The sequence below is a fragment of the Stenotrophomonas sp. CFBP 13725 genome (assembly GCF_014841935.1).
Taxonomy (GTDB): Bacteria; Pseudomonadota; Gammaproteobacteria; order Xanthomonadales; family Xanthomonadaceae; genus Stenotrophomonas.
Genome location: NZ_JACYUV010000005.1, coordinates 108,298 through 135,292, shown reverse-complemented (window position 1 = coordinate 135,292; position 26,995 = coordinate 108,298). Strand labels below are relative to the sequence as shown.

Annotated in this window: 19 protein-coding genes; 10 read left to right on the top strand and 9 right to left on the bottom strand. The window is 66.0% G+C overall.

Features of this window, described 5'->3' with window-relative positions; all coding sequences use genetic code 11:
* Window position 1 precedes the first annotated feature (1 nt).
* The 6 genes from IFT65_RS10815 (at window position 2) to IFT65_RS10790 (ending at window position 6,913) form a co-directional block, all read left to right on the top strand.
* On the top strand, window positions 2–910 hold the full coding sequence (locus tag IFT65_RS10815) for an SMP-30/gluconolactonase/LRE family protein (RefSeq protein WP_192081433.1): 909 nt from the start codon (window positions 2–4) through the stop codon (window positions 908–910).
* Entirely contained in the window at window positions 907–1,788 is an 882-nt protein-coding gene (locus IFT65_RS10810) for a 2-dehydro-3-deoxygalactonokinase (RefSeq protein WP_192081432.1), read from the top strand. The genes IFT65_RS10815 and IFT65_RS10810 overlap by 4 nt, the downstream gene beginning before the upstream one ends.
* A gap of 75 nt (window positions 1,789–1,863) precedes the next feature.
* A complete protein-coding gene (locus tag IFT65_RS10805) occupies window positions 1,864–3,426 on the top strand; it encodes a sodium/sugar symporter (protein ID WP_192081431.1) in 1,563 nt (520 codons plus the stop codon).
* A 10-nt stretch (window positions 3,427–3,436) separates the two neighbouring features.
* Window positions 3,437–5,278: an NPCBM/NEW2 domain-containing protein gene (locus tag IFT65_RS10800; protein ID WP_192081430.1), complete on the top strand. Its 1,842-nt coding sequence runs from the start codon at window positions 3,437–3,439 to the stop codon at window positions 5,276–5,278.
* A 226-nt stretch (window positions 5,279–5,504) separates the two neighbouring features.
* The gene (locus tag IFT65_RS10795; protein ID WP_192081429.1) at window positions 5,505–6,215 is read left to right on the top strand and encodes a FadR/GntR family transcriptional regulator; all 711 of its coding nucleotides are present in this window, start codon (window positions 5,505–5,507) and stop codon (window positions 6,213–6,215) included.
* A 5-nt stretch (window positions 6,216–6,220) separates the two neighbouring features.
* Window positions 6,221–6,913, top strand: a complete 693-nt coding sequence (locus tag IFT65_RS10790; RefSeq protein ID WP_192081428.1) for an MOSC domain-containing protein — start codon at window positions 6,221–6,223, stop codon at window positions 6,911–6,913.
* Window positions 6,914–7,425: 512 nt separating this feature from the next.
* Here the strand turns inward: IFT65_RS10790 and IFT65_RS10785 are convergent.
* Window positions 7,426–8,259, bottom strand: coding sequence for an isocitrate lyase/phosphoenolpyruvate mutase family protein (locus IFT65_RS10785; RefSeq protein WP_192081427.1), 834 nt, complete (start codon window positions 8,257–8,259; stop codon window positions 7,426–7,428).
* 34 nt (window positions 8,260–8,293) lie between these two features.
* Window positions 8,294–8,956, bottom strand: a complete 663-nt coding sequence (locus IFT65_RS10780; RefSeq protein ID WP_192081426.1) for an SDR family oxidoreductase — start codon at window positions 8,954–8,956, stop codon at window positions 8,294–8,296.
* A 142-nt stretch (window positions 8,957–9,098) separates the two neighbouring features.
* Here IFT65_RS10780 and IFT65_RS10775 point away from each other — a divergent pair, with 142 nt between their 5' ends.
* The gene (locus tag IFT65_RS10775) at window positions 9,099–10,244 is read left to right on the top strand and encodes a metallophosphoesterase (protein WP_192081587.1); all 1,146 of its coding nucleotides are present in this window, start codon (window positions 9,099–9,101) and stop codon (window positions 10,242–10,244) included.
* A 75-nt stretch (window positions 10,245–10,319) separates the two neighbouring features.
* Here IFT65_RS10775 and IFT65_RS18480 read toward each other — a convergent pair whose 3' ends face one another.
* A complete protein-coding gene (locus IFT65_RS18480) occupies window positions 10,320–13,013 on the bottom strand; it encodes an amino acid adenylation domain-containing protein (protein ID WP_197974088.1) in 2,694 nt (897 codons plus the stop codon).
* Between the two features lie 518 nt (window positions 13,014–13,531).
* Between IFT65_RS18480 and IFT65_RS10765 the strand changes: the two genes are divergently transcribed.
* On the top strand, window positions 13,532–14,779 hold the full coding sequence (locus IFT65_RS10765; protein WP_197974087.1) for an MFS transporter: 1,248 nt from the start codon (window positions 13,532–13,534) through the stop codon (window positions 14,777–14,779).
* A gap of 163 nt (window positions 14,780–14,942) precedes the next feature.
* On the opposite strand, the gene IFT65_RS10760 is transcribed toward IFT65_RS10765, so the two are convergent.
* The 4 genes from IFT65_RS10760 to IFT65_RS10745 form a co-directional block, all read right to left on the bottom strand.
* The gene (locus IFT65_RS10760) at window positions 14,943–15,890 is read right to left on the bottom strand and encodes a nucleoside hydrolase (protein ID WP_192081585.1); all 948 of its coding nucleotides are present in this window, start codon (window positions 15,888–15,890) and stop codon (window positions 14,943–14,945) included.
* 136 nt (window positions 15,891–16,026) lie between these two features.
* Entirely contained in the window at window positions 16,027–18,183 is a 2,157-nt protein-coding gene (locus tag IFT65_RS10755; protein WP_192081425.1) for a TonB-dependent siderophore receptor, read from the bottom strand.
* Between the two features lie 179 nt (window positions 18,184–18,362).
* Window positions 18,363–20,069: a malate dehydrogenase (quinone) gene (gene mqo, locus IFT65_RS10750; protein WP_192081424.1), complete on the bottom strand. Its 1,707-nt coding sequence runs from the start codon at window positions 20,067–20,069 to the stop codon at window positions 18,363–18,365.
* A gap of 156 nt (window positions 20,070–20,225) precedes the next feature.
* A complete protein-coding gene (locus tag IFT65_RS10745) occupies window positions 20,226–21,131 on the bottom strand; it encodes a LysR family transcriptional regulator ArgP (RefSeq protein WP_188326476.1) in 906 nt (301 codons plus the stop codon).
* 136 nt (window positions 21,132–21,267) lie between these two features.
* Between IFT65_RS10745 and IFT65_RS10740 the strand changes: the two genes are divergently transcribed.
* Entirely contained in the window at window positions 21,268–21,903 is a 636-nt protein-coding gene (locus tag IFT65_RS10740) for a LysE family transporter (RefSeq protein ID WP_188326477.1), read from the top strand.
* Window positions 21,904–22,050: 147 nt separating this feature from the next.
* Entirely contained in the window at window positions 22,051–24,012 is a 1,962-nt protein-coding gene (locus tag IFT65_RS10735) for a prolyl oligopeptidase family serine peptidase (protein WP_192081423.1), read from the top strand.
* 25 nt (window positions 24,013–24,037) lie between these two features.
* Here IFT65_RS10735 and IFT65_RS10730 read toward each other — a convergent pair whose 3' ends face one another.
* Window positions 24,038–25,786 carry an oligopeptide:H+ symporter gene (locus IFT65_RS10730; protein WP_192081422.1) on the bottom strand — a complete coding sequence of 583 codons (1,749 nt, stop codon included), beginning with the start codon at window positions 25,784–25,786 and terminating at the stop codon, window positions 24,038–24,040.
* A gap of 19 nt (window positions 25,787–25,805) precedes the next feature.
* Window positions 25,806–26,957, bottom strand: coding sequence for a heparan-alpha-glucosaminide N-acetyltransferase domain-containing protein (locus tag IFT65_RS10725; RefSeq protein ID WP_192081421.1), 1,152 nt, complete (start codon window positions 26,955–26,957; stop codon window positions 25,806–25,808).
* Between the last annotated feature and the right edge of the window lie 38 nt (window positions 26,958–26,995).

Here is a 26,995-nt window from a genome sequence, read left to right as displayed (position 1 = left end):
CATGTCGATGCGGGCCCCGGATGCCGTGCTGGCGTTCGACAGCGGCTGCACCTTGGGAGAGAGCATTGTCTGGTGCGCGCGCGAGCGGGTGCTGTGGTGGACCGATATCAAAGGACGCCGGATCTGGCGGCAAGGGCCGGATGCGGCTGCCGGTACATGGTGGTCCACGCCTGGGCGGGTGGGTTGCCTGGCGCTGTGTGCGTCCGGACGCCTGTTGCTGGGCATGGAAGACGCGCTGTACCTGGCTGACCCGCGCGAGTGCGCCGCCGGCAGCGAACTGACGTGCGAGCGGATCTGCGACGTGCCGATGCCCGCAGCGGACATGCGCATCAACGATGGGCGCCTGGACCGCAGTGGCAACTTCGTGTTCGGGTGCATCAACGAGGGCGCGGAGCAGGCACGTACGGCGTACTTCCATCAGTACTCGCGGCGGCATGGCCTGCGTCAGCTGGCGCTGGATCCGGTGACGATCGCCAACGGCATCGGCTTCACACCCGATGGCAACGGCATGTACTACTGCGATTCGCTGCAGGGACGGATCATGCAGGTGCGCTACGACGCCGATACCGCCACCGTCGGTGCACCACAGCTCTTTGCCGTGGTCGACGGTGCCGAGCCGGACGGTGCGGCGGTTGACGCGCAGGGCCGGGTATGGGGTGCGCAGTGGGGGGCAGGGCAGGTGGTGTGTTACTCCGCTGCCGGCGCCGTAGCGCACACGGTAGACGTGCCCGCCAGGCAGCCGACCTGCGTGGCGTTCGCCGGTGATGCGCTGGACACCTTGTTCATCACCTCGGCACGCGATGGATTGGACGCTGCGCAACTGGAAGCGGAACCCGGCAGTGGCGGCGTATTCGCCAGCCGCCTGCAGGGCGTGCGCGGTCTGCCCGATAGCCGGTTCGCGGACGCATGATCGCCGTTGACTGGGGCAGCAGCAGCCTGCGTGCCTTTCGCGTGGAGAGCGATGGCCGCGTGCGTGAAACGCGCCGGACCGATCAGGGCCTGCTGCACGTGGGTGGCCGCTTCGCTGACGTGCTGGGGCAGCTGATCGACGGCTGGGACGACGCCCTGGTGGTGCTCGCCGGCATGGTCGGCAGCCGGCAGGGCTGGCAGGAAGTGCCCTACGTGCAGGCCCCCGTGGGTCTGCAGGACATCGCTGCCGGCATGCGGCTACTTGACGGCGACGCCATGCCGGGTCGCGCGCTGTGGCTGGTGCCGGGTGTGAGCTGTTTCGATGCGCATCAGGTGCCTGATGTGATGCGTGGCGAAGAGACCCAGCTGTGCGGCCTGCTGCCGACGCTTGGCGCGGGCTCGCATCAGGTTCTTCTGCCCGGTACGCACAGCAAGCACGTGCGGATAGTGGACGGCCATATCGAAGGCTTCAGTACCTTCATGACCGGCGAGGTGTTTGCCGTGCTGCGCCAACACAGTCTGCTGGGCCGGATGATGGTCGATGCGCCGCACGATGACGCTGCATTCGCCGACGGGATGTCCATGGCGTCGCGTGGCGATGCGCTGCTGCATCACCTGTTCAGTGTGCGAACGCGCGCACTGTTCGATCAGCTCGCACCCGAGCAGTTGACCAGTTATCTGTCCGGCCTGCTGATCGGGCATGAAGTGCAGTCGCTGTCCGCTTCGGACGGCACGGTGCAGGTGATCGCTTCCGACGACCTGGCTGCGCGCTATCTGACGGCGCTGAAGCTGCGTGGCATGCAGGCGGCACTCCACGGTGAAGAAAGCGCAGCGCGGGGCATGCACCTGCTCGCGCATGCACGTGGCCTGCCGGTATAGCGCTGGCGTACCTTCGCCTCGTTTCATCTCCCACCGCCCGGTGATCCGCCGGCACCCGCAACAAGGAAGCAGGACATGCAACTTTCGGTGCTTGATACCACCATCGTACTGGTCTACCTCGCCGGTGTTTTCGTGCTGGCGCAGTGGGTATCCCGTGAGAAAGCAGGCCACGTGAAGGACGCCAAGGATTACTTCCTGGCCAGTCGCTCGCTGCCGTGGTGGGCGGTCGGTGCCTCCTTGATTGCGGCCAACATTTCCGCCGAACAGATCATCGGCATGTCCGGCTCCGGCTATGCCATCGGCCTGGCCATCGCCTCGTACGAATGGATGGCTGCGCTGACCCTGCTGATCGTGGGCAAATGGTTCCTGCCGGTGTTCCTGCGCAACGGCATCTACACCATGCCGCAGTTCCTCGAACAACGTTACGGCAGCCGCATCCGTACGCTGATGGCGGTGTTCTGGCTGGGCCTGTACGTGTTCGTCAACGTCACCTCCATCCTGTGGCTGGGCGCGATCGCGGTCAGCCAGGTCACTGGCATGGACCAGATGCTGGCGGTGGTGCTGATCGGCGTGTTCGCCTTGCTGTACCAACTGTACGGCGGCCTGAAGGCGGTCGCCCTGACCGACATCGTGCAGGTGTCGCTGCTGGTGCTGGGCGGTCTGCTGGTGACCGGGCTGACACTCAACCAGCTGGGCGAAGGGGCGGGCATCGTCGCGGGCATCACCCGCCTGTGGCAGGCGCATCCGGGTCATTTCGAAATGATCCTGAGCAAGGACAACCCGTTCTACAAAGACCTGCCGGGCATCAGCGTGCTGATCGGCGGGTTGTGGATCATGAATCTCAGCTACTGGGGGTTCAACCAGTACATCATCCAGCGCGCGCTGGCAGCCAAGAACATCGGCGAAGCGCAGAAGGGCGTGCTGTTTGCTGCGTTCCTGAAGCTGCTGATGCCGCTGATCGTGGTGGTGCCGGGCATCGCCGCGGTGATGCTGGCGCCAGGGCTGGAGACGCCCGACCAGGCCTACCCGACCATGATGCGCCTGCTGCCGACCGGCATCCTCGGGCTGGTCTTTGCCGCGCTGGTCGCCGCGATCGTGGCGTCGCTGGCGTCGAAGATCAATTCGGTGGCCACCATCTTTACCTTGGATTTCTACGCCAAGGGCAAGCGCCAGTACGACGAGACGCAGTTGGTGCGGGTGGGACGCATCGCCGCGGCGGTCACCGTGGTGTTGGGCATCCTGGCGGCCAAGCCGCTGCTCGGCAGCTTCGACCAGGCGTTCCAGTACATCCAGGAATACACCGGCTTCTTCACCCCGGGCATCGTGGTGATCTTCCTGTTGGGCCTGTTCTGGAAGCGCGCCAACGAGGCCGGCGCACTTGCCGCTGCCATCGGCTCGTTCGTCCTGTCGGTGGTGCTGAAGCTGGCCTGGCCTGCACTGCCTTTCATCGACCGGGTCGGCCTGGTGTTCCTGCTGGCGTTTGCGCTCGCGGTGGGCGTTTCGCTGGCCACGCCTGCCGCACCGGCCAAGGACGTGGTCCGCACCGATGATGTGGTCTACGCCACGAGTTCGTCCTTCAACGTGGGTGCCATCGCGGTCGTTGCGATCCTGGTGGCCCTGTACGCCCTGTTCTGGTGAGGAGAGAGCCATGATCACGAAGACCCTGCTGGCCGCTGCATTGGCCTTTGTCCCCCTGTTCTGCGCGGCGGCCGAGGCGCGCGAGGAACTGCAACCGACCGGCCGCTTCAGCGTATATGGCCACGGTGCCGCGGCCACGCCGCCGATGGGCTGGAACCCATGGAATGCATTCCGCACGGAAGTCACCCAGGACAAGATCCTGTCCGTCGCCGAGACCATCAAGCGCAATGGCATGCAGAAGGCGGGCTACCGCTACGTCAATATCGATGACGGCTGGTGGTTGCAGCGGCGCGAAGACGGCGGCATCCAGATCCGCACCACGATGTTCCCGATGGCGGCCAGCAAAAGCGGACCGCCCAGCCTGAAGCCGTGGACGGACCACCTGCATGCCATGGGGTTCAAGGCGGGGCTGTACACCGACGTGGGTCGCAACGTCTGTTCGCAGGCGCACGATGCGCACAGCCCGAACCTGCCAGTGGGGACCACCGCGCAGCGCGAGATCGGCTTGGAAGGGTTCGAGGCGAGCGACCTGGCCACCATGTTTGGCGAATGGGGGTTCGATTACATCAAGGTCGATGCCTGCGGACTGGCTGACTATGGCCAAGGCAGCATGGCGCAGGCCAGTGGGCTGTACCGCGAGGCCCGCCCGCTGATCGTGCGTCGCGATGCGCAGCAGAGCGATGCCGACAAGGTGGAAACGATGTATGCGCGCGTCGGACGCCTGCTGGCCGAGGCCAATCCGGACAACGACTTTGTCTTCTCCATCTGCCCGTGGGGCGAAGCCAACGTGGGCACGTGGGGCGGGCGGCATGGCAACCTGTGGCGCACCAGCCCGGATATCGAGCCGACCTGGGAAAGCATGCTGCACAACTTCGACACGGCATCGCGCCGCGAGCTCTATGCCGGCCCCGGCCGCTGGAATGATCCGGACATGCTCGCCGTGGGATTGGGCGAGTTCGCTGCCGAGCACATGACCGAGGCGCGGACGCATTTTTCGATGTGGACGATCCTCGCCGCGCCGCTGCTGGTGGGGTTCGACCTCAACCATGCCACGCCCGCGCAGATTGCCCTTCTGTCCAACCCGGAGGTGATCGCGGTGAACCAGGATGCGGCCGGCAACCAGGGCCGTATCGTGGCGACGGACGGGGCCGTGCAGGTGTTGGTGAAGCCCTTGGCAGCGCGCGGCGATCGGGCCGTGCTGCTGGTCAACCGGGGCGAAAAAGAAGTCCGCGCCGGCGTGACTGCGGCGCAGATGCTGCTCAACCCGGACAGCCCGCTGCGCGCACGTGAACTGTGGCAGCAGCAGGAGATAGCCGCGGCCGACGGCCGGCTCGGGTTCACCTTGCCACCGCACGGGTCGGTGCTGCTCAAGGTCAGCGGTACGCCGGCCACGGGCAACGACATCAGCCTGGGCGAGATCACCGGGCGCATCCACGTCGCCGTGGACGGGCTGGACGGCTACAGCGCCAAGCCGGCCGAGGTGTCTGGTACGCCGCGGGTCGACGTGACGCCGGCGGGACAACCGCTGCGCATCGGCGGCCAGGTGCAGGCACGTGGTATCGGCATCCATGCCAACTCGCGGCTGGAAGTGCGTACCGCGCGGGAGTACGCGCGTTTCAGCGCGCTGGTGGGCCTGGATGACAGCTCCGCAGCGGGGAAGGGCAAGGTCGTGTTCCATGTATACGGCGACGGCAAGCCGCTGTTCACCAGCGCACCGCTGGGGCGTGGCGACGCGCCGGCCCGCATCGAGGTCGACACCACCGGCGTGCAGGTGCTGGAACTGGTGGCGGATGCAGGAAGCGCGCAGGGCACCACCCCGGTTGTGGTCTGGGCAGATGGCCGGCTGCGCTGAAGGCAGCGCTGCGCCATGCTCGGCGGCTTCTCGCGCAGACCGCAACGATGCGCCTGGTAGCGCCGAGCCACGCTCGGCGGCTTTCCGCGCAGACCGCAACGATGCCCTGGTAGCGCCGAGCCATGCTCGGCGGCTTTTCGCGCAGACGGTAACGGCATCCGCCGAGCACGTCCCGGCGCTACACTGACTAGATGGAAATCCCGATGTTTCCCGCACAGGACCGGACATGATGGCGACGTCGAGCCGTAGCCTGCACGGGCAGATCGTGCACGAACTGGGCAAGCTGATCATCGCCGGCACATACAAGCCCGGCGAGGTGCTGCCACGCGAGGAGCTGCTTGCAGAACAGCTGCAGGTCAGCCGCACCGCGCTGCGTGAATCGCTGCGCGTGCTGGGCTCGAAGGGGTTGATCGAAACAAAGCAGAAGATCGGCACCCGGGTCCGCGATGCCACCCACTGGAACCTGCTGGACCCGGACGTGCTGGCCTGGCACGGCGCGGCCTTGCCGGACCTGGAGTTTGTCGAACAACTGGCAGAGATGCGCGAACTGATCGAGCCTGCCGCTGCCGCACTGGCCGCCCAGCGCCGCACACCCGCGCAGCTCGAGCGTATCCAGCAGGCCTATGCGTCGATGGCAGCGGCCGTGGACATGGAGGCGTGGGCGGCCGCAGATCTCCGGTTCCACCATGCCGTGCTGGATGCCACCGCCAACGCGTTGCTGCGCCCGTTGTTCAGCGTGATTGAAACCGCACTCGGGAGTTACCTCCTGCTGTCTGCGCAGAAGGCCGACGCGGACTTCAAGTACTCGTTGCCCCGGCACGCACGTGTGCTGCAGGCCATTGCCGACCAGCAGCCGGAAGACGCCCGGCAGGCCATGCTGGAAATGATCGCCGATTCGCGCCGCAACCTGCGCGAGGGCGCGAGGCCTACGCCATGAGCGCCATGCCTGCCCCCGTCCTGCTGAGCAGCATCCACACCGGACGCGCGCTGCCGTACACGCGACCGGGCAGCCGCAGCGCGATTGCCAAGTCGTTGGTCGATCATCCCGTGCGCATCCACGCAGAGGGCATTGAAGGCGATGAGCAGGGTGACCTGCGCGTACACGGTGGGCCGGACAAGGCCATCCATCACTATCCTTTCGATCATTACGCGTTCTGGCGCGCGGACCACCCGCATGCACTGTTGGGCGCCGCTGGTGCCTTCGGCGAGAACTTCTCCAGCAGCGGATGGACCGAAGCGCACATCCATATCGCCGATGTGATCCGGGTCGGAACGGCCACGCTGCAGGTGTCGCAGGGTCGCCAGCCATGCTGGAAACTCAACGATCGATTCGGGTATGCGGACATGGCACGGACGATGCAGTCGAGCGGACGCACCGGCTGGTACTACCGCGTGCTGGAAGGCGGTACGGTGTCGCCAGGCGACACGCTGACCGTTGTGGAACGGCCGTGCGCTGATTGGCCGCTCAGCCGACTGGTGACCGTCTTGTTCGATCGCACGTTGGAGCGAGAGCTGCTGGAAGAAGCCAGCCAACTGCCGCTGACCGCATCGTGGAAGAAGCTGTTGTTGAACCGGCTGCAGCGCAACGAAGTGGAATCCTGGCAATCCCGGCTGCAGGGCCCCGCCGACGCATGACCGCGACCCGCCACGCGCGTCGCCGCCCGCAAGAGCCGCCTGGTAGAGCCGACTTCAGTCGGCTGCCGTACGCGGTGAAGCTAGCCGCCTGGTAGAGCCGACTTCAGTCGGCTGCCGTCCGAGGTGAAGCCAGCCGACTGAAGTCGGCTCTACCAACCCGCGCGAACCAACCCGCGCGAGCAAACCAACCGGCACGAGCGCACCCACCCGCACAAGCGAACCATCCCGCACAAGCGAACCAACCGGTTCGAGCGAATCAACCCGCACGAGCGATCCAACCCGCACGAGCGAATCAACCGGCACGAGCGAATCAACCGGCACGAGCGAACCCGCGCGAGCGCACCAATCCGTACGAGCGAACCAACCGCACAAGCGAACCAACCCGCACGAGCGAACCGGCCGGGTAAGCAAACCAACCCGTACGAGTGCGCCATTCCGCACGAGCGAACCAACCGCACCAGCACCCCCACCCGCGCGAGCGGTGCGGGTTTTCCGCCGAGCGTGGCTCGGCGCTACCGTTTCGCGGGGTCGAACAGGGCATTCAGCGTGGCGCCGGGCGCGGCGCCTTCCAGGCCGGCGAAGCTGCCTTCGTCCTGCAGCAGCTGCGTGGCACGCATGACGCCGCCCCACGCCGCACGCGCAAGCGCACCGCCCAGGCTGACGCGGCGCACCCCCATCGCGGCAATCTCCTGCAACGAGAACGCGCTTGGGCCCCCGATCAGCAGGTTCACCGGCTTCGGCGCGACGGCCGCGACCACGGCTTCGATGTGTGCGCGCTGGGTGATGCCCGGCGCATACAGGCAGTCGGCGCCGGCCGCTGCATAGGCGCGCAGACGCCGGATCGCGTCCTCGATATCAGGTTGCCCCACGAAGAAGTTCTCGGCGCGTCCGGTCAGCATCACCACCGCGCCGGAACGGTCGATCGCTTTCCGTGCGGCACGCAGGCGTGCCACGGCGTCATCCAGCGGGCGTAGCGGCTGACCGGGATCGCCACTGGCATCCTCTATGGACAATCCGGCCACCCCTGTATCGATGGCGCGCCGGACCGCCACTTCCACGTCAGCAGACGCTGCCCCGAAACCATCGCCAAAATCAGCGTTGAGCGGCAGTGAGGTGGCTGCAACCAGCTCGCGCAGATGCGCCAGCACCTCGTCCAGCGTCTCTCCGCCATCAGGGAGGCCGCGGCTCCAGGCCCGCCCGGAACTGGTTGAAGCCAGTGCCGCGAAGCCTGCGTGCTGCAGGTAGCGTGCACTGCCGATGTCCCACGGGTTCGGCAGCACGAAACAGCCCGACGCGTGCAACGCCCGGAACTGCTGCCGGCGGTTGGTTACGTCGGGCGTCGACATGGAAGGTTTCTCCTGCGAGGGCAATAACAGTGTGTCAGGTGCGCGGATCCAGATAATCCAGCGCTTCGGCCACGGGCGTGCTGCCCGCGGTCAGCTCGATGATCACCCGCTGGATGGCGGGGCGTTCCACCAGCGCCACCAGCGTGGCGGCCACATCCTCACGCGAAATATCGCCATACCCGATCGCCGGGCCGGCAGACACATTACCGGTGCCGGCCGCATCGGTCAGCGTGCCGGGACGCAGGATCACCCATTCCAGGCAGGACGCGGCCAGGTGTACATCGGCCTGTTTTTTGACCTGCATGTAGACCTCGAACGTGTCCGACACGTCCGTGCCACGCCCGGCTTCGGGGAATGCGGACACCAGCAGGACGCGCTGCACGCCAGCCCGTCGCGCGGCATCCACGGCGGTTTCGAGTCCGCGACCATCGATGGCACGCGTGGTGTCCACGCCGCCCTTGCCGCCGGCGCCGGCCGTAAATACAAGCACATCGCTGCCTGTCAGGAGCGCGGCCAGCGATGTGCCATCCAGCGCCTGCAGATCACCCGCCACGGGCGTCGCACCGTCCTGTTGCAGCGCGGCGGCCTGCTCGGGCCGGCGATGCAGCCCACGGACCCGGTGCCCACGGGCGGTCAGCTGGCTGACCAGGTGGCGGCCGACCTTGCCGGCCGCCCCAATGACGAAGACAGTGCTCATCGGAGAGCTCCAGGGAAGAGGGGGAGTCCAGCATGCGTGATGCTGCGTTGCGACCGCGTGCGCGTCGCTGGGGGGCTGGACGCTACCGCGGCCAGGTGAAATCGGTCACGATGGTGGGTTACGCCCTTTCTGCTCCCCCTGGATTTTTCCTGTGCTGAGTGTCATTGCTTCCGTTCTCGCGCTGTACATCGTGCTCCGCCTGGTCTGGCCGTTGCGCCTTCCGCTGGCCGTGCGCGTGCTGCTGTCTCTGCTGGTCTTCGCGATGGCGCTGCACCATCGCATCGTGGCCCAGTTCGCCGGCACCATGGCGTCGCCTGAGCTGCCGAAGATGGTCATCGCCGTGTTGGCGACCGGATTCACGTCGTTGCTCCTCGGCGCCCTGTTCCTGCTGCTGATCGATGCGGCGTTGCTGATCGCACGTCTGCTGAAGTCAGCGAGGTCAATCGCCGCATTGCGTGCGCCTTGGCTGCGTCCTGTCGCGGGCTTGACAGCGCTGGCGCTGGGCATTTTCGGCGTAAGCCAAGGCATGGCGGTACCCAAGCCGCGCAGCATCGACGTCGAGATCGCCGGACTGCCCGCTGCGTTTGACGGCTATCGTGTGCTGCAACTGACCGACATCCATGCCAGCCGCCTGCTTACCGGTGACTGGGTGCGCAAGGTCGTAACCGAAAGCAACGCGCAGCACCCGGACCTGATCGTCATCACCGGCGATCTGATCGATGGCACGGTCGCAGCACGTGCCGATGACTTCGCACCGCTCGGCGACCTGCGCGCGCCGGATGGCGTCATCGCGATTACCGGCAACCACGAGTACTACGCGCAGTACGCCGACTGGATGAAGGCATTCCGCGGCTTGGGCATGCAGGTGCTTGAAAATACCCATACCGAGGTCCGCCGCGACGGTGCGGTGCTGACCATCGCTGGAGTCACCGATCCGGTGGCCGCGCGCTATGGCCTGCCACTGCCGGACCTCGACGCCGCGCTGGCAGGCAGCAACCCGCAGGCCCCGGTGATCCTGCTGGACCACCGCCCGCGTGAAGCGGTAGCGAATGCCGCCCGCGGGGTGAAGCTGCAGCTGTCCGGGCATACCCACGGCGGCCATATCATCGGCATGGATCAGCTGGTGAAGCGTGCCAACGGTGGCTTCGTGTCCGGTCGTTATGCAGTGGGTGACATGACGCTGTATGTCAGCAACGGCGCCGGTCTGTGGCCGGGGTTCGCGGCCCGCATCGGGGTGCCGTCGGAGATCACGTTGATCACCTTGCGGGCGTCCACCGCCACACCGTAGCCAACGATGTGCGTTACCGGAGCAGCGCCCTTTGGCCAGGGAAAAAGGACATCGCCCTTGGGCTGCTGCAGATATTCATGAATCCCATATGGCCCCGTACGCGGGCAGTCCGCGGGCTTCGCAGCCGTCGACCACCGCATCGGTCAACGCACGGTTGGCGATGCAGATGACTGCTTCCGCGTTCATGTGCTGTGCGGTCTGCCACGCCAGCTGCAGCAGTTCCGGTTTGCCCGCAGTGTGGGTGTCCCAGATCAACGCGTCCGGTTGAGCTGCCAGGATCTCGTCCACCAGTGCATCGCCGTAGGTAACGCGGGGGGAGCGCACGGACCAGATCAGCCGCATGCGCACTTTCCGGGCGAGAAGATGCGGCAGCACGGGCCCGATCCCACTGCCTGTCGCCACGTACAGCACCGAGTGGAACAGCACTTCGATATACGCCACGCCCGCTGTAGTGAAGCCGCGCATCCAGAGATGGCGCGGCGGGTCATCGATGAACCTTCCCGTCCAGTCGCCGGCGCGCGAAATGATCATGCGGGACCGGTGCTGCCCGGGCGCTGGAATGTTGGCGAAGGAATGCCACTGCCCAAGGGGCGAGCGGCTGATGGCATTGGCTGATCCAGTGAAGGGCGGTGGGCGCATCGAGACCGTAAGGATGGCTGCATGTGCGGAGCACACTTCCACTTGAACCGGCACCCGGCGCAGGCGCAACCACGGCAGCGCGACGCTGACCGTCACCAGCCCCAGCAGCACGAACATGGGGGCTGCACGCATCTGCAGCGCCAGCGCCCAGGAGAGTAACAGCGTGGTCCAGCCCGCATAGCGGTGCACCTTCTCGAACACATCGTGATGCCGTCGGCGGACGACAGGCAGGGCGGTCGCCAGCATGGCCAGCAGCACAGCCAGCAGAATGAACACCGTCCAGGACAGTGCGGCACCGCGCACCGGGCCGCCACCGCCCCGCGAAAACCCAATGCCGGCAAACACCAACATCCATGCCACACCAGCGGATGCGCCGCCCGAGTGCAGCCCGCCGAAGTGGTACACCTTGGCCAAGTGGCGGCGGATGCCCAGGCGCCAAGCCACCGGCGCACAGCAGGCCAGCCGGAACAGGGCGTTTATCACCAGGCTCTGGCGTATGAGGATGGCCATGCTGAGGTTGCCCAGTGCCAGCCCGGCCACGGTCTCGGGCGCATCGGTCAGCGATGCCCAGCCTGCAGGCTGCATCAGGTAAGCGGCCACACTGGCATTGGCAGCAATCACCGTCATGAAAAGCAGCATGTAGTGGCTGATGGAACCCCGCGTGCGCGACGATGTTGCAGCCCCAGTGGGCGGCTTGCCTGCTGTGTGGCTGCCGAGCAGGTGCATCAGCCTGCGTTTGTCTACCTTTCCGCGGCTGGTGAGTGGTAGCGCGTCCAGGGCGAGCATGTGTTCGGGTACGGCGTAGTAGGGGAGCTGCCGCCGGGCGTGATCCCGCGCGTGATCGACGTCCGCATTGGCCGGTGTCACTACACAGGCCAGCGTCCGGGTGTCGAGCTGCAATGTGACCGCCTGACGCACACCGGCGGCGCCTTCGACGATGCGCGACACGGCATCCAGCTCCACCCTGAACCCACGCACCTTCACCTGGTCATCGGTGCGTCCGAGGTGTTCCAGCTCCCCATGCGCGTTCCACCGACCCAGATCCCGGGTGCGGAACATCTGCCAGCCGTCGCCAAGGAACGGGTCGTCTTGGAATCGCTCGGCGGTCAGCGCCGGGTTGCTGAGGTAACCGGCGGTGACGCCCACGCCGCCTGCCCACATCTCACCGACCTGGCCCACGGCGCACGGCTGTTGGTGCGGGTCCAGCACGTAGACCGCGTTGTTCGGCGTCGGTGCGCCGATGCTGAGCGGCCGGCCCCCGGCCTCGTGGCGGTGCAGTGTATTGACGATGGTGGTCTCGGTCGGTCCGCAGCCGTTATGGAACGCACAACGCTCGGACCAGTGAAGGGCAAGCGCCTCGGGGCACGGCTCGCCGGCAACGGCCACGGTCTGTACCCTCCTGCACTGGTCACGTTGAAGGCGCGACAGAATCGACGGAGTGGCGATGATGACGTCCGCTTCGGCAGCAGCGGCCTGCATGTTTTCTCCGCGAATGATCAGCGTTGCGCCTTGGCAGAGCGTTCCCAGTATTTCCCATGCCGACAGGTCGAAGGCAATGTTGAGCAGCTGACTAACCTGCATGCCGGGCCGGATGCCGAGGTTCCCCGGCGGGGTGAGCAGCACGTTGCAGAGGTTGCGATGCGTGACCGGAACACCGTTGGGCATTCCGGTCGTGCCCGATGTGTAAAGGATGAACGCCGTGCCATCGCTTGAAACCGGTGGCGGTCTCCAGTCGGAGGGAACGGTGTCGCCGATGCTTTCCTCGATGACCAGCACTTCCCGTGCCTGCAGACGCGACGCTGCAGCGCGATCCGCTGCGAGGCACAGCAGGGCGCGGCATCCGGCCGCCTCAAGCAGCTGCGACAGCAGCGCCGGTGGGGCGATGCGGATATCCTGCGGAACGTAGGCAGCGCCAATCTTGAGTGATGCGATGATGGCCACCAGCATCGGGATGGACCGTGTGACGAACAGGCCAACCGTATCGCCGCTGCCTATGCCTGAACGTTGCAGACGATGAGCGAGCGCATCGGCTGCACGTTCCAGCGCTGCGTAGGTGATCGATTCATCGCCATGGATGGCTGCCACCGCGTCGGGTTGGCGCGTCGCCCAATCGGCAAATGCGGCGTGCACCAGAGTATGCAGCGGGGCAACGGCGGGGCCGCAGCTGAGTACGCGTATTGCAATGTGCGGGTGCACGAGGATCGATGCCGGCGGCCACGTGCTGCGGTTATCGGGACAAGAAGGCGCCATGCCGATTCTCTTCAAGACGAGCCGTCAGGTGGCTCGGTGTCGGCAGTCTAGGGAGGTGGCCGCACGGCGAAACGTGACCTGCTGAGTGAAACAGCGCGAGCTCCATTGGCGTCGAAATGGGCAAGACGAAGGCGGCGAAGGCCTACTCAATTGTGTGCTCGAAGAAGGCAGCTGCTGCCGCATGGAAGCCCCCACAGGGGACGGAGAAATGACCTGCCTCGCCGCCATTGGTGGCGTGGCCGGCTCCAGATCGGGCATCGACAGGCGTGGGGCGACAGACGCGCCGACGCGACGAGCGGAATAGTGTTTCGCTCTTCACCCGCCCTGCGTTACGGTGCGCGCATTCTTTTAGGAGGAATGTCGATGCAGCATGTGCCCGGTGACCTATGAACGCCGTCATGCACCGCCGTTCGATGTGGGTGGCCGCGCTGTCCACCGTGGTGGAATGGTACGACTTCACCCTGTACCTGTACTTCGCCACCGTGCTGTCCCGGGTGTTCTTCGGCGGCGGCGAAACCGCGCTGCTGGCCACGCTGGCAGGGTTCGCCGTGTCCTACCTGATGCGCCCGCTGGGGGCGCTGTGCTTCGGCCATCTGGGTGACCGTCTCGGTCGTCGCTGGATGCTGCTGGCGTCGATGGCCCTGATGGCCGCCGCGATGCTTGCCACCGCATTGCTGCCGACCCATGCCCAGATCGGCGCCAGTGCAGGCGTGCTGCTGCTGGTGCTGCGCTGTGTGATGGCGTTTTCAGTTGGCGGTGAGTACACCGGGGTGGTGGCCTACCTGCTGGAAAGCGCGCCCAGCGGACGGCGGGGTCTGATCACGTCGCTGGCATCGGCGGCCAGTGAAGTCGGTGCCTTGCTGGCGGTAGCGCTGTCCGCGCTCACGGTCGCCTTGCTGCCACAACCTGCGCTGGATACGTGGGGCTGGCGTATTCCGTTCTTCGTCGGTGCGGCGCTGGCGGTGGTGATCCTGCTGGCCCGCTCGGGCATGCACGAATCGCCGGAGTTCGAACGCCAGCAACGCGAAGGCAGCGTGCCCAGCGCACCGCTGCGGCAGATACTGCGTTCGCATCCGGGCGCGGTCGCGCGTACTTTCGCCATATCGGCACTGGGATCGATCACCTACTACGTAGGCATCACCTACGTGCCCGCGTTCCTGCACGCCAACGGCCGCGGCGAGGGTGAAGCCCTGTGGCTTTCAACCATCGCGGCAGTGGCGGTGATCGCCGCGACGCCCTTGTGCGGTGCGCTGTCCGACCGCTTTGGGCGGCGCCCGATGTTGCTGGTGCTGACGGTGCTGTCTGCGCTGCTGCCGTTGTCGATGTTCGGCTGGATGGCGGATGCGTCCACCGCAGGCGTCATCGCTGCAGCGGTAACTCTGGCCTGCGTGGCGGGTGGGATCAGTGCGGTGGCCGCATCGGCCACCGCAGAACAGTTTCCGGGCGAGGGCCGCCTGAGCGGGCTGGCCCTGGGGGTGACCATGGCCACCGCGGTATTCGGCGGCGCCACGCCGTGGCTGGCACAGTGGTGGGTGGAGCGCAGTGGCTGGAATGCAGCGCCGGGCGCGATGATCGCCATCGTCGCGGTACTGGTCCTGCCGGTACTGTGGCGGCTGCCGGAAACGCGTCCGACGCCGGTCCGGTAGCGCCGAGCCACGCTCGGCGGAGAAACAAAGGCGCCGCGCTGCGCGCTCGCCGAGCATGGCTCGGCGCTACCAGAGAAACAAAGGCACCGCGCTGCGCGCTCGCCGAGCATGGCTCGGCGCTACCCGTTACCCGTTACCGCCTGCGGGGATGTGACGTGGTGGCTTACAGCGCCAGTGTCTTTTCGATATCGGCCAGCACGGCGTGGGCATCCACGCCGATGGCGATCGACTGCATGGCCTGGTTGTCCCACACGCTGGGGCCGAAAGACAGGCCAGCCGGCTTGGGGATGGTCATGCCGCGGGCCACGCCGTCGGTCGCCACGCGCACGCTGGCGTGCTCGTACTCGAACAGTTCCGGCCGGGTCAGTGCGATGCAGGCGCAGCAGTCATGCACCACCATGCCCTTGTGACCGGCCTGCAGGTAGAAGTCCACGTAGTCCTGCGACAGCGCACGGACCAGGTCGGCGTCGGCACCACCGGCTTCGGCCAAGGCATCGAGTCCATGGCGATCCATCTCCACCTGGGTGGTGACGTCCAGGCCGATGGCGATCAGCGGCCAGCTGGCGGTGAACACGATATCGGCGGCTTCGGCATCGCCCCAGATGTTGGCTTCCGCCGCCGGGGTGATGTTGCCGTTGACATGGAATGCGCCGCCCATGATCACCACGCCGCGCACCAGCGACGCGATCTCGGGCGCTTCGCGCAGGGCCAGGGCGAGGTTGGTCATGCGGCCCACTGCGACCAGGGTGATCTGGCCCGGCTGGGCACGCACCATGTCGATGATCAGCTGATGCGCGCTGCGCGGATCGGCGGCGACGTCCAGCACGGCCGGCACCGGATGATTGCCCAGGCCGTTGTCACCGTGGATGTGCACCGGCCAGGCTTCCGGCTGTGCATCCGGCTGCAGCGGGCCCGCAGCGCCGCGGGCGACCGGCGCATCGAAGCCCCATGCCTGCTTGAGGAACAGCGCGTTGTGGGTGGTGGATTCCACGGCGGCATTGCCGAATACCGTGGTCACCGCCAGCAGGTTCACCTGCGGATGCTTGTGCAGGTAAAGCAGGGCCAGGGCATCGTCGACGCCCGGATCCGTATCGAAAATAACGTTGTGCATCATGGCGTTGTTCTTCTGTTTCGTCGTGATTGTTCGCTGCGTATTGTGTCACGACGGAACACCCGCCAAGCCCACTCCATGGCCAGGTAGAGCCGACTTCAGTCGGCTCAGTCCAACTGCACCCCTCCAACGTGGATCAATACTTCCAGCGCAGGCTGAAGGCCACGAAGCGCGGCTCGCCGTAGTTGTTGTAGTCCAGGTTCGCCCAGTACGTCTTGTCCAGCGCGTTGCGCACGCTCACCGTGGCCGTCCAGCTGTCGCTGATCCGGTAGTTGGCGTTGAACTGCACCAGCGCATACGCCGGCTGGTTCACCGTCACCGCGCCACCGGTCGGGTAGGGCACGTTGAACGCCTGCACCTTGCTCTGCCACTGCACGCCGCCCCCCAGGGTCAGCCGCTCCCAGGCACCGCGCAGGCGGACGCTGGTGTTGAGCTGCAGGAAGTCTTCAGGCAGGTTCGCGTACAGCAGGTCGGTCGCAGCGCGGGTCACCTTTACGTGGGTGAAGCCGGCATTGACCGTCCAGCCGGGCAGGATCTCGCCGTTGAGGTCCAGCTCCCAGCCCCGTGCCTTGGTGCCGTTGATGCCGATGAAGGCCGAGCTGCCATCGCTGAGCGAGCCTTCCGGCACGCTGGCGTCACGCACCGCGTAGTTGTCCTGCTTGGCCTCGAACACGGCCGCGTTGGCGGTAAACCGGCCTTCCATCCACTGCGATTTGATGCCCGCTTCCACGTTGGAGCCTTCCACCGGCGCCAGCAGGTTTTCGTTGCGATCCTTGTAGTTCTGCGGATTGAAGATCTCGGTGTAGCTGGCGTAGCCGGAAACGTTCGGCGTCACGTCATACACCAGGCCCACGTAGGGCGTGACTTCGTCATCCACCTTGTACGCGCCGCTGGTGGCGGTATAGGTGTTGGCGATGTTGTAGGCCCGGGTGCGGGTTTCCCACGAACTCAAACGCGCGCCGGCGATCAAGGACAGCGGGTCGGCCAGGCGCAGGCGGGTGGAGGCATACACACCGCGTTGGGTGGTGCGCGCGTCGCGGTGTGCCCCGGTCCGGCGCACGATCAACTCCGGCGCGTCGCCGTTCCAGGTGTTGATGTCGGGGATGTCGTAGCGCCAGCCCGCCGTCGGGCTCATCGTCCACGCAGTGGACTGCAGGTCGGAGAAGCTGCCGCCCAGGACGACATCGTGCTCGCGGCCAAACAGGGCGAAGGTGCCGGACAGGTACACGTCCACGCCCTTGCGGGTGTCGTCGGTCTCACCGGCCGCGCCCAGCAGGTACACGCCTGCGCCGGTGGCCGGGTCGGGGTAGCCGCTGCCGTACACGCGCACGTTCTGCACGTTGCCGCGGGTGTAGGCGGTGTTGACCTTCAGCAGCCAGTCCTCGCCGAAACGCTGTTCCAGGTTGGCGAACGCGGTGCTGGTCTGGCGCTGCCAGCGGGCCCAGTGCGGGGCCATGTTGGTGCTGCGCGGCAGGTGCGCGAAGCTGCCGTCACTGTTGAAGAACGGCACCGTGCCCCAGGTCGAGCCGACCGGGTTGTTGTCCTGGGTCTGGAAGCCGACGGTGACCGTGGTCGACTCGGTCAGGTCACCTTCCAGCACCGCCATGCCGGACATCTTGTCCTCGCTGTAGCGGTCGTAATAGAAGTCTTTGTCCTGATACGCCGCGACCACCCGGCTGCGGAAGCGCCCATCGGCGGTCAGCGGCGCGTTGACGTCGGCCTGCATGCGGCGGAAGTCCCAACTGCCTGCGCTGACCGCGAAGGAGGCGTCGAAATCCTTGCCCGGCCGCTTGCGCAGCAGGTTCACGGTGGCCGACGGCACGCCAGCGCCGCTGAGCAGGCCGTTGGCACCGCGGATCACTTCAATGCGGTCATAGAAGGCGGTGTCGTATTCCTGGTTGGTCGAGCCGCTGTACGTGGGCAGGCCGTCGACCTGGAAGTCGGTGATCGCAAAACCGCGCGCGTAGTACAGCGGGCGCTGGGTGTCGTAGAACGAGACATTGACGCCGGTGACATTGCGCATCACATCGTTGATGCTGAACAACGACTCGTCCTGCAACCGCTCCAGGCCGATTACGGTGGACGACTGCGGGGTTTCCTGCAGGCTGATCGGCAGCCGCGTGGTACTGGACGGGGCGGCCTTGCTGCCGTGCACGCTGACCTGGTCGAGGGTCTTGGCACTGGCTGCGGCACTGGCGTCGGCCGCGGTGTCGGCCATGGCCGGTACGGCGGTCAGGGCAGCGAGCAGCGCGATGGCCAGCGGCGCGGGTCGGAACGAGGAAGAGGCGGTCATGGCGGTTTCGCGGAAGGGTGGGGTAGTCGGACGGGCGCAAATGTAAATGATTATCGAAAACCTTACAATTCGCGATTGCGTCCGGGCGACGAACGGTCGTGTCCGCGCTCAACCGCCAAGGCCGCCAACGAAAACGGCCACCCGAAGGTGGCCGTCTCGATAGATCGCGTTGGCAGGCCTTACAGCGCCTGCAGCTCCTCGTTCTTGTTGCGCTTCACCTGCGGCGGCTCGGGCGCTTCGGCCGGGCGGGCCACCGTGGCGGGGATGGCGGCCGGCTGGATCACGTCCGCCGGCACATCCAGGAAGGGCAGCTTCAACGCCTGGCTGGTCAAGGTGCGGATCTCGTTGGTCAGCGCCGGGCTCTCGTTGAGCTTGCGGCCATACGACGGCACGATCTCGCGAAGACGCGCTTCCCAGCCGGCCTTCATCTCTTCCGGGAAGGCCTTGGCCATCAGGTCGAGCATGATCGGCGGCGAGGTCGAGGCGCCCGGCGAGGCGCCCAGCAGGGCGGCCAGGGTGTGATCCTTGTCGGTCACGATTTCGGTACCGAACTGCAGCACCGGGCCCTTCTCGGGGTCACGCTTGATGATCTGCACGCGCTGGCCGGCGGTGACCAGCGTCCAGTCTTCGCGCTTGGCGTTGGGGAAGTATTTGACCAGCTCGGCCTGGCGGTCGTCGTCGTTCAACTGGGCCTGGCTCATCAGGTACTTCACCAGATCCAGGTTTTCCGCGCCCACGTTCAACATCGGGGCCACGTTGTTGTGGGTCACCGACGAGTAGAGGTCGAACCACGAGCCGTGCTTGAGGAACTTGGTGCTGAACAGCGCGAACGGTCCGAACAGGACCACGGGCTTGCCATCGAGCTTGCGTGCATCAAGGTGCGGCACGGACATCGGCGGCGAGCCGGTCTCGGCCATGCCGTAGGCCTTGACGCTGTGGCGCGAGGCGATGTCGGCACCCTGGAAGGCGAGGAACTGGCCGCCCACCGGGAAGCCGCCGTAGTTCTTGGCTTCCGGAATGCCCGACATCTGCAGCAGCTTCAGGGCCGCGCCGCCGGCACCGATGAAGACGAAACGCGAGTGGGTGGTGGTTTCGTTGCCGGACGCAAGGTCCTTGACGGTCACGTTCCAGGTCTTGTCGTCGTTCTGGCGCAGCGCGGTGACTTCATGGCCCAGGTGCAGGCCGAAATTCGGGCTGCGCTTCAGGCCATCGGTGAGCTGGCGGGTGATGACGCCGAAGTTCACGTCGGTGCCCAGCGGCATCCAGGTAGCGGCGACTTTCTGCTTCGGGTCGCGGCCTTCCATCAGCAACGGTGCCCATTGTTTGATCTGCGCCGGATCTTCGGAGTACTGCATGCCGTAGAACAGCGGATTCTTGACCATCGCCTGCTGGCGCTTGTGCAGGAAGTTGATGTTGTCGTCGCCCCACACGAAGCTCATGTGCGGGGTGGCATTGATGAAATCGCTGGGCTGGCTCAGGCGGCCTTCGCGCACCTGGTGCGACCAGAACTGGCGCGAGACCTCGAACTGTTCGGCGATGCCGACCGCGCGCTTGGTCTCGATGCTGCCGTCCGGAAGCTCCGGGGTGTAGTTCAGCTCGGCGAACGCGGAATGCCCGGTACCGGCGTTGTTCCAGCCATCGGAACTTTCTTCGGCCACGCCGTCGCGGCGCTCGTACACCTGTATGTTCCAGTCCGGCTGCAGTTCCTGCAGATAGGTCGCCAGGGTGACGCTCATGATGCCGGCGCCTACCAGGACTACGTCAACGGGCTTGTCGTTGCTGGCCGCCGGCACCGAGCGCTGGGTCAACGGCCAGTACAGGAACAGTACCGACGTCACCAACAGCAGCACGAGCAGGGCGACTAAAGCCTTGCCAAATTTCTTCATGGGAACGATTCGTTTGGGGAGGGAATCAGGATGCGTGCCGGCCAGGGGCGGCGCGTGAAGACGCGTCAGCAGGCGGCCGCCTACGGCGTCCAGTGACGTATTTTACCCGTTTGTGGTCCTGATTTGGTGCGACGCAGCATCCTGCGCGTGGCTGGATCAGCGTTTGCGGCGGATCAGGGCCGTCGATGCGCCCAGCACCGCGCGGGTCAACAGCGCCATGGTCTGCACGTCGCCTTTCCAGTGCTGCCAGTACAGCGGCACGTCCTCCCACGCGCGCTGGCGCACGTAGACCAGCCGACCGGCATCGAGGTGGCGCTTCACCAGCGGCAGCGGATTCATCGTCCAGCCCAGCCCGCCCAGGTTGGCCTGGACGAACGCGCGGGTGGAGGGAATCCACCACGTTGGCGCCGTGTTGGGCACCTCGACCCCGGCCATCCGCCGTGCGAACCGGGCCTGCATGTCGTCCTTGCGGTTGAATACCAGGACCGGGGCCTGCGCCAGCGCCTGGGCGCTCACCCCCTTGCCGAAATGCCGGTCGCGGAACGCCGGGGTGCACGTGGCGGCGTAGCGGATGCTGCCCAAGGCGTGGATCTGGCAGCCCTGTACCGGTTCATCCAGCGTGGTCACCGCGCCCAGCACCGTGCCTTGGCGCAGCAGCTCCACAGTGTGGTCCTGGTCTTCCACGCGCAGGTCCAGGGTGGTGCCGGTGACCTGTGCGAACTGCTGGGCCGCTTCCGGGAACCAGGTTTCCAGGCTGTCATGGTTAACCGCCACCGGGATGCTGGCCTGCGGCAGGTCTTCGTCGGCAAGCCCCATCCGGTGCAGCGCGTCGTGCTCCAGCAGGGCGGTCTGTTCGGCCAGCTGCACCAGCACCTGGCCCTCGGCGGTGGCGGTGGCCGGTGCGCCACGTTTCACCAACAGCCGACCGACGCGGTCCTCCAGCGCTTTGACGCGCTGCGACACCGCAGAGGCTGTGACATTCAGCGATTGAGCGGCGCGATCGAAGCTTCCCTCGCGTATTACGGCGGCAAGTGCACGCAGCTGGGCATGGTCAACGCGCATGGCAATTAAGTTCCGCTAAAGAGGCTTAAGTAAGTTTAGCTTTTCTTGAGCGTGCTGCAACGCGACAATACGCGCCGTACCCCGGTGCTGTCCGCCTTCGCGAGGCACCGCCCACCCGCATTACAAGGTTGCCCTCATGTTCTCTCTCATCTCCGCCAGCACCGGCCTTGCGGCCTGGTTCAGTGGTGCCGCCACCGGCATCGGCCTGTTTGCCGTGGTCGGTGCACAGAGCGCTTTCATCCTGCGCCAGGGCATCCTGCGCAAGCACATCGTGCCGGTCGTGGCGACGTGTGCGGCGATCGATGCGGTCTTCATCTTCGCCAGCGTGGCCGGCCTGCGCACCCTGATCCAGGCGGCCCCGTGGCTGACCAGCGCGGTGCTGTGGACCGGTGTCGCGTTCCTGGCGTGGTATGCACTGAAGTCCGCGCGCCGTGCCATCGCCGGTGGCGGTGGCATGGGCGAAGCCGAAAGTGATGACGGCAGCCGCCGCGCTGTGTTGATGGCAGCGGTCGGCTTCTCGCTGATCAATCCGCATTTCTGGCTGGACATGATGGTCATCGGTTCCATCGCGGAAAACTTCGGCAACGACCGCATGGCATACGCCGCCGGTGTGGTCACCGCCAGCTGCATGTGGCTGACCGCGCAGGGCCTCGGCGCCCGCCTGCTGGCACCGCTGTTCAACAAACCCGGTACGTGGCGCGTGCTGGATGGCACCATCGCGGTGATCCTGAGCATTCTTGCCCTCACCCTGGCGGTGCGCGGCGTCAACTGATTCCACTCTCTCTCCAGAATGTGGTTTAAGGAGCGGCATCGGCAACGATGGCGCTCTTTTTTTGCAGATACCCTGATTCCCAATTCGTTCACGTGCCGTTTACAATCGTGGCGTGGCGGACATGCTGTCTGCAGAACGGGGATAAGGATGCGCAAGACGATGCTCGCGGCAATGATCGCCCTCCTGGCGACGCCGCCGATGGCCGACGCGGCCGAGGTGAACCTGGACCATTTCCTGCGCCGGGACGCCTTCACCGATATCAAGCTGTCGCCGGGTGGCGAGTATTACGCCGCGACCATACCGTTCGAGAAAGAGACCGCGCTGGCGATCCTGCGCGTGTCTGACGGCAAGCTGGTGGGCCAGTTCATGCCACCGCAGCACAACCACGCTTACCGCTTCGACTGGGTCAGTGACGACCGGGTACTGATCGAGCTGGCGCAGAAACTCGGTTCGCTGGACATGCCGCAACGCACCGGTGAGTTGTATTCGCTGCGCGCGAATACCTCCAGCGGCCAGCTGCTGGTCGGTTACCGGGTTGATGCGCAGGAGACCGGGTCGCACATTTCAGGCAAGAAGGCCGAGCGCGTGGCCGCCTTCCTCACCGACGACCTGCCGGCTGACGACCGCAACGTGCTGATCGCCGTGTCGCCGTTCACTGCCGATCCCTACACACGCCTGGAAAAGATGGATGTCAGCACCGGCCGGCGCACGCCGGTAACCCGCTCGCCGGTGCGACGTGGCAGCTTCACCACCGATGGCCAGGGCCAGGCCCGCTTTGTTCACGGGGCCGGCGCGGACAACGTCAACAAGCTGTTCTACCGCGAGCGCAATGGCGCCAGCTGGGCGATGATCAACGACGAAGCCGTGACCGGCCGGATCGAAGATGCCATCGGCTTTTCGGCAGACGGCACGCTGGCGTACCTGCAGATCGAGCAGGCCGACGGCCCGGACAAGATCGTCAGCTGGAACCCGGCCACCGACGAACGCAAGGACGTGCTGCAGGACCCGGTGGTGGATCCGTCGCGGATCATCCATCGTCCAGGCACGGCCATTCCGGTGGGTGCGCTGTTTTTGGGCGACACGCCGCGCACGCGCTTCTTTGATGAGACGTCCGCCGATGCGCGGCTGTACCGCAGCCTGGAAAGTGCCTTCGACGGCAACGCCGTGTATGTCACCTCGAGCACGCGTGATGGCAACAAGGTGCTGGTCCAGACCTTCTCGGGCACCAATCCCGGCGATTTCTTCATCTATGACCAGAAGGCGAAGGCGGCCGAGCACGTGGTCAGCCGCAGCCAGTGGATCGATCCGGCGCAGGCCGCACCGGTCCGCGCTGTCACCCTCAAGGCCCGCGACGGCATGGTCCTGCATGGCTTCCTGACCACCCCGCCCGGTGGCCCATCGCGCAACCTGCCCACGGTGGTGATGCCGCATGGCGGACCCTTCGGCGTGTTCGATGAAGGCACCTACGACGTGCAGTCGCAGATGCTGGCCGCTGCCGGCTATGCGGTGCTGCAGCTGAACTTCCGGGGCTCGGGCAACTATGGCCGCGCGTACAAAGCGGCCGGTGCCCGGCAATGGGGCGGTGCCATGCAGGACGATGTGACCGATGCCACGCGCTGGGCGATCAGCGAGGGCATCCCCGACAAGGGAAAGATATGCATCTACGGCGCGAGCTACGGTGCCTATGCGGCGCTGATGGGCGCGGCCAAAGAGCCTGCTCTGTATAAGTGCGCGGCCGGTTATGTGGGCGTCTACGACCTGCCGATGATGCATGCCCGCGGCGACATCCAGCAGAGCGACTCGGGCGTGAACTACCTGCGGGAGTGGGTGGGCGAGCCGGCGACGCTGGCGGCGGTCTCACCGGTCAACCTGGCGCAGCAGATCAAGGTGCCGGTGTTCCTTGCCGCCGGTGGCGAGGACGAACGCGCCCCGATCCAGCACACCCAGCGCATGGAAGCCGCCCTCAAGCGTGCCGGCGTGCCGGTGCAGAGCCTCTACTACCCCCGCGAAGGCCACGGCTTTTATGTCGATGCCAACCGCCGCGCGTACTACGGCAAGCTGCTCACCTTCCTCTCGCAGAACCTCGAAAAAGGGGACGGAGGGAATTAATTTCAATTAATTACCTCCGTCCCCTTTATTTGACGCCGTGCATCATGCGCCGCAGCAGCGGCGCACAGGCGAAGGCGATCACCGCGCAGCCCAGCCCGATCCACATCAACAGCCAGAACAGGTGGGCGTAGCTGGCTGACGCGGCGACGATGTCCAACGTCTCGCCTTCGGGTACTTCGATGGCGGCCAGTTTGCCGAACAGGGCCGCCAGCGTTTCGGAAAACGCGGTGGCCAGGAACCAAGTGCCCATCATCAGGCTGACCACGCGCGGCACCGCCAGCTGGCTGACTGCCGACAGGCCCACCGGCGACAGGCACATCTCGCCACTGGCCAGCAGGAAGTACGCCAGCACCAGCCACCACACGCTGGCCATCTGGCCGGTTTCGCCGACCTGCTGTGCGGCCAGCGCCAGCGGCACGAAGGAGAGCGCGCCGATCACCAGGCCAATCGCGGATTTGTACGCCTTGCCCGGTTCGGCGCGACGGCGGTCCAGCCACGCCCACAGCAGCGCGAACAACGGCGCCAGCAGCACCAGGAACAGGCTGCCGAGGTAGGTCAGCGAACCGGCGGTCTGCGGTATGACCAGGCAGTCGCGCACCAGCAGCACCACCATCACCAGACCGATGGCAATGAACATCCGCCGTGGCAGCGCCGAGCCGGGATGGCGATCGGACAAGCGCGCGCTGACCACGAAGCCCAGCGGTGCCAACACCAGCGAGAGGATCGACCACGGCAGCGGGGTGCCTTCGCGGATCACCAACGCGGGCACGATGTCCTTGGTCAACAGGCGGTCGGTGAAGGTGACCCATGACCCATACGACTGCTCGTACAGGGTGAAGAACACCAGTGCCATGGCGATCAGCGCCATCAGCGCGATCATCTGCTGGCGTTGCACCGGCGTGCATTGGGTGCCGGTGAACCAGGCAAACCACACCAGCACACCGCCCAGCACGACGATCATCAGCAGCAACGCCAGGCTGATCTCGCCACCGAGCGCGAAGGCGCCGTTGCCGGCGGCCCACATCAGCCAGGCGATCGGCAGCACGGCGATCACCGCGCCGGCGTAGATCAGCCACTCGCGTGGCAGGCCGAGCACGCGGTCTTTCAATGAGGCCGGATCGCGTGGCTCGGCCAGCCCATGCAGGTATTTCTGGCCCCACAGGAACATGCCCAGGCCGACCAGCATGCCGATGCCGGCGGCACCGAATCCGTATTTCCAGCCGTAGGCTTCCCCCAGGAAACCGCAGATCAGCGAGGCGAACAGCGCACCGAGGTTGATGCCGGCGTAGAACAGCGAGAAGCCGGAGTCGCGACGCGGATCGTTCTCGGCATACAGCTTGCCGACGATGGTGGAGATGTTCGGCTTGAGGAAGCCGACGCCCATGATGATCAGCGCCAGCGACAGGTAGGTGATGGACAGCGCGCCCGTATCACGCACCACCTGGCCGTCGCGCACGTAGGCCGCGTGGCCTTCGAAGGCCATGCCCAGGTGCCCCAGCACCAGCAGCACACCGCCGAACAACACGGCCCGGCGCATGCCCAGCCAGCGATCGGCGAGCAGCCCGCCGAACACCGGGATGCAGTAGACCAGTCCGCCATACGCGCCGAGGAGGTCCAGCCCGGCCTTGTCGCCGAACAGGTGGTACTTGGTGAGGTAGAGCAGCAGCAGCGCCTTCATCCCATAGAAGGAGAAGCGCTCCCACATTTCGGTGAAGAAGCAGACGTAGACGCCCTTGGGGTGGCCGAGGAAGTCGTCGGAGGCAGTGGTGGTCATCGGGCAGAGTATGAGCCCGTTACAGATACCTCAGCCAGAGCAGATCCTTGCGTCGTGCCTTCAGGGCAGCAAACGCGCGCGTGGGCAGGTACAGCAGCAGCGCCAGTGCGGTGCTGATCAACAGCAGGGCGGCCACCGATTCCACCGCGAACAGGGACCCGTTGGTGGGCCCCCACAGTGCGAGCGCGCCCAGGTACATCAGCTTCAGCACATACAGGTGCAGCAGATAGAAGAACATCGGCGCCGCGCCGATCCGCGCCAGTGGCCGCAATGCGGCGTCCACGGCAGGTACTTCGTACAGGCGCAGCAACAGCAGCCCGACGCCGAGCGTGGCCAGCAGGAACAGCAGCGAGGGCGGGTACTTGGTGATGTTGACGATGCTCATCAGCGTCCGCAGCGCGGTGTCCTGCACCTGCCACGGTGCATCGCCATACCCATTGAGCGCGCGCAGCATCACGAACGCGGCCAAGGCGCCGATGCCGCCCATCAGCAGCCAGCGCTGGCGCTGTGCAGCCGGCCGGCCGTTGGCGAACCACGGTCCCATCAGGTAGCCCAACGTGATCACGCCGATCCACGGCAGCAGGGGGTACGAGGTGCGCAGGCGCAGCCCGTCACCGAGTGCGATCCAGTCGCGCTGGTGCAGCACTTTCCACAGGGTCGCCACGATGCCGTTGCCGTCCATATGCACACCGTCCAGCAGGTTGTGCCCGGCGACCAGCAGTACCGCCAGCGGCAGCAGCACCGCACGCGGCAGCCACACCAGCCCGGCCAGCGCGATCATGCTCAGGCCGATCACCCAGATCACCTGCAGGTAGATCGTGTCCGGCGGGAACTGGAAGGTCCACGCGAAGTTGACCAGGGTCAGCTCCAGCACCACCAGGAACAGGCCGCGCTTGAACAGGAAGCCGGCGATGGCGCGCCGGGGATCGGCCTGTCGCTGGCCGTAAAGCCAGGCCGACAGCCCGGTCAGCAGCACGAACACCGGCGCACACAGGTGGGCCAGCAGGCGGCACGCGAACAGCGCCGGCGACACCGTGCCGACATCCATCGGGTCGCTGACCTGATACTGCATGAAGAAGGTTTCGCGCACGTGGTCGAGCAGCATCAGCAGCATCACGGTGCCGCGCAGCTGGTCGATCGACGCCAGCCGGGTGGAAACAGAAGGGGGCATACGGGCGGCAGGAAAGGGTGTGGAAAAGATATAACATA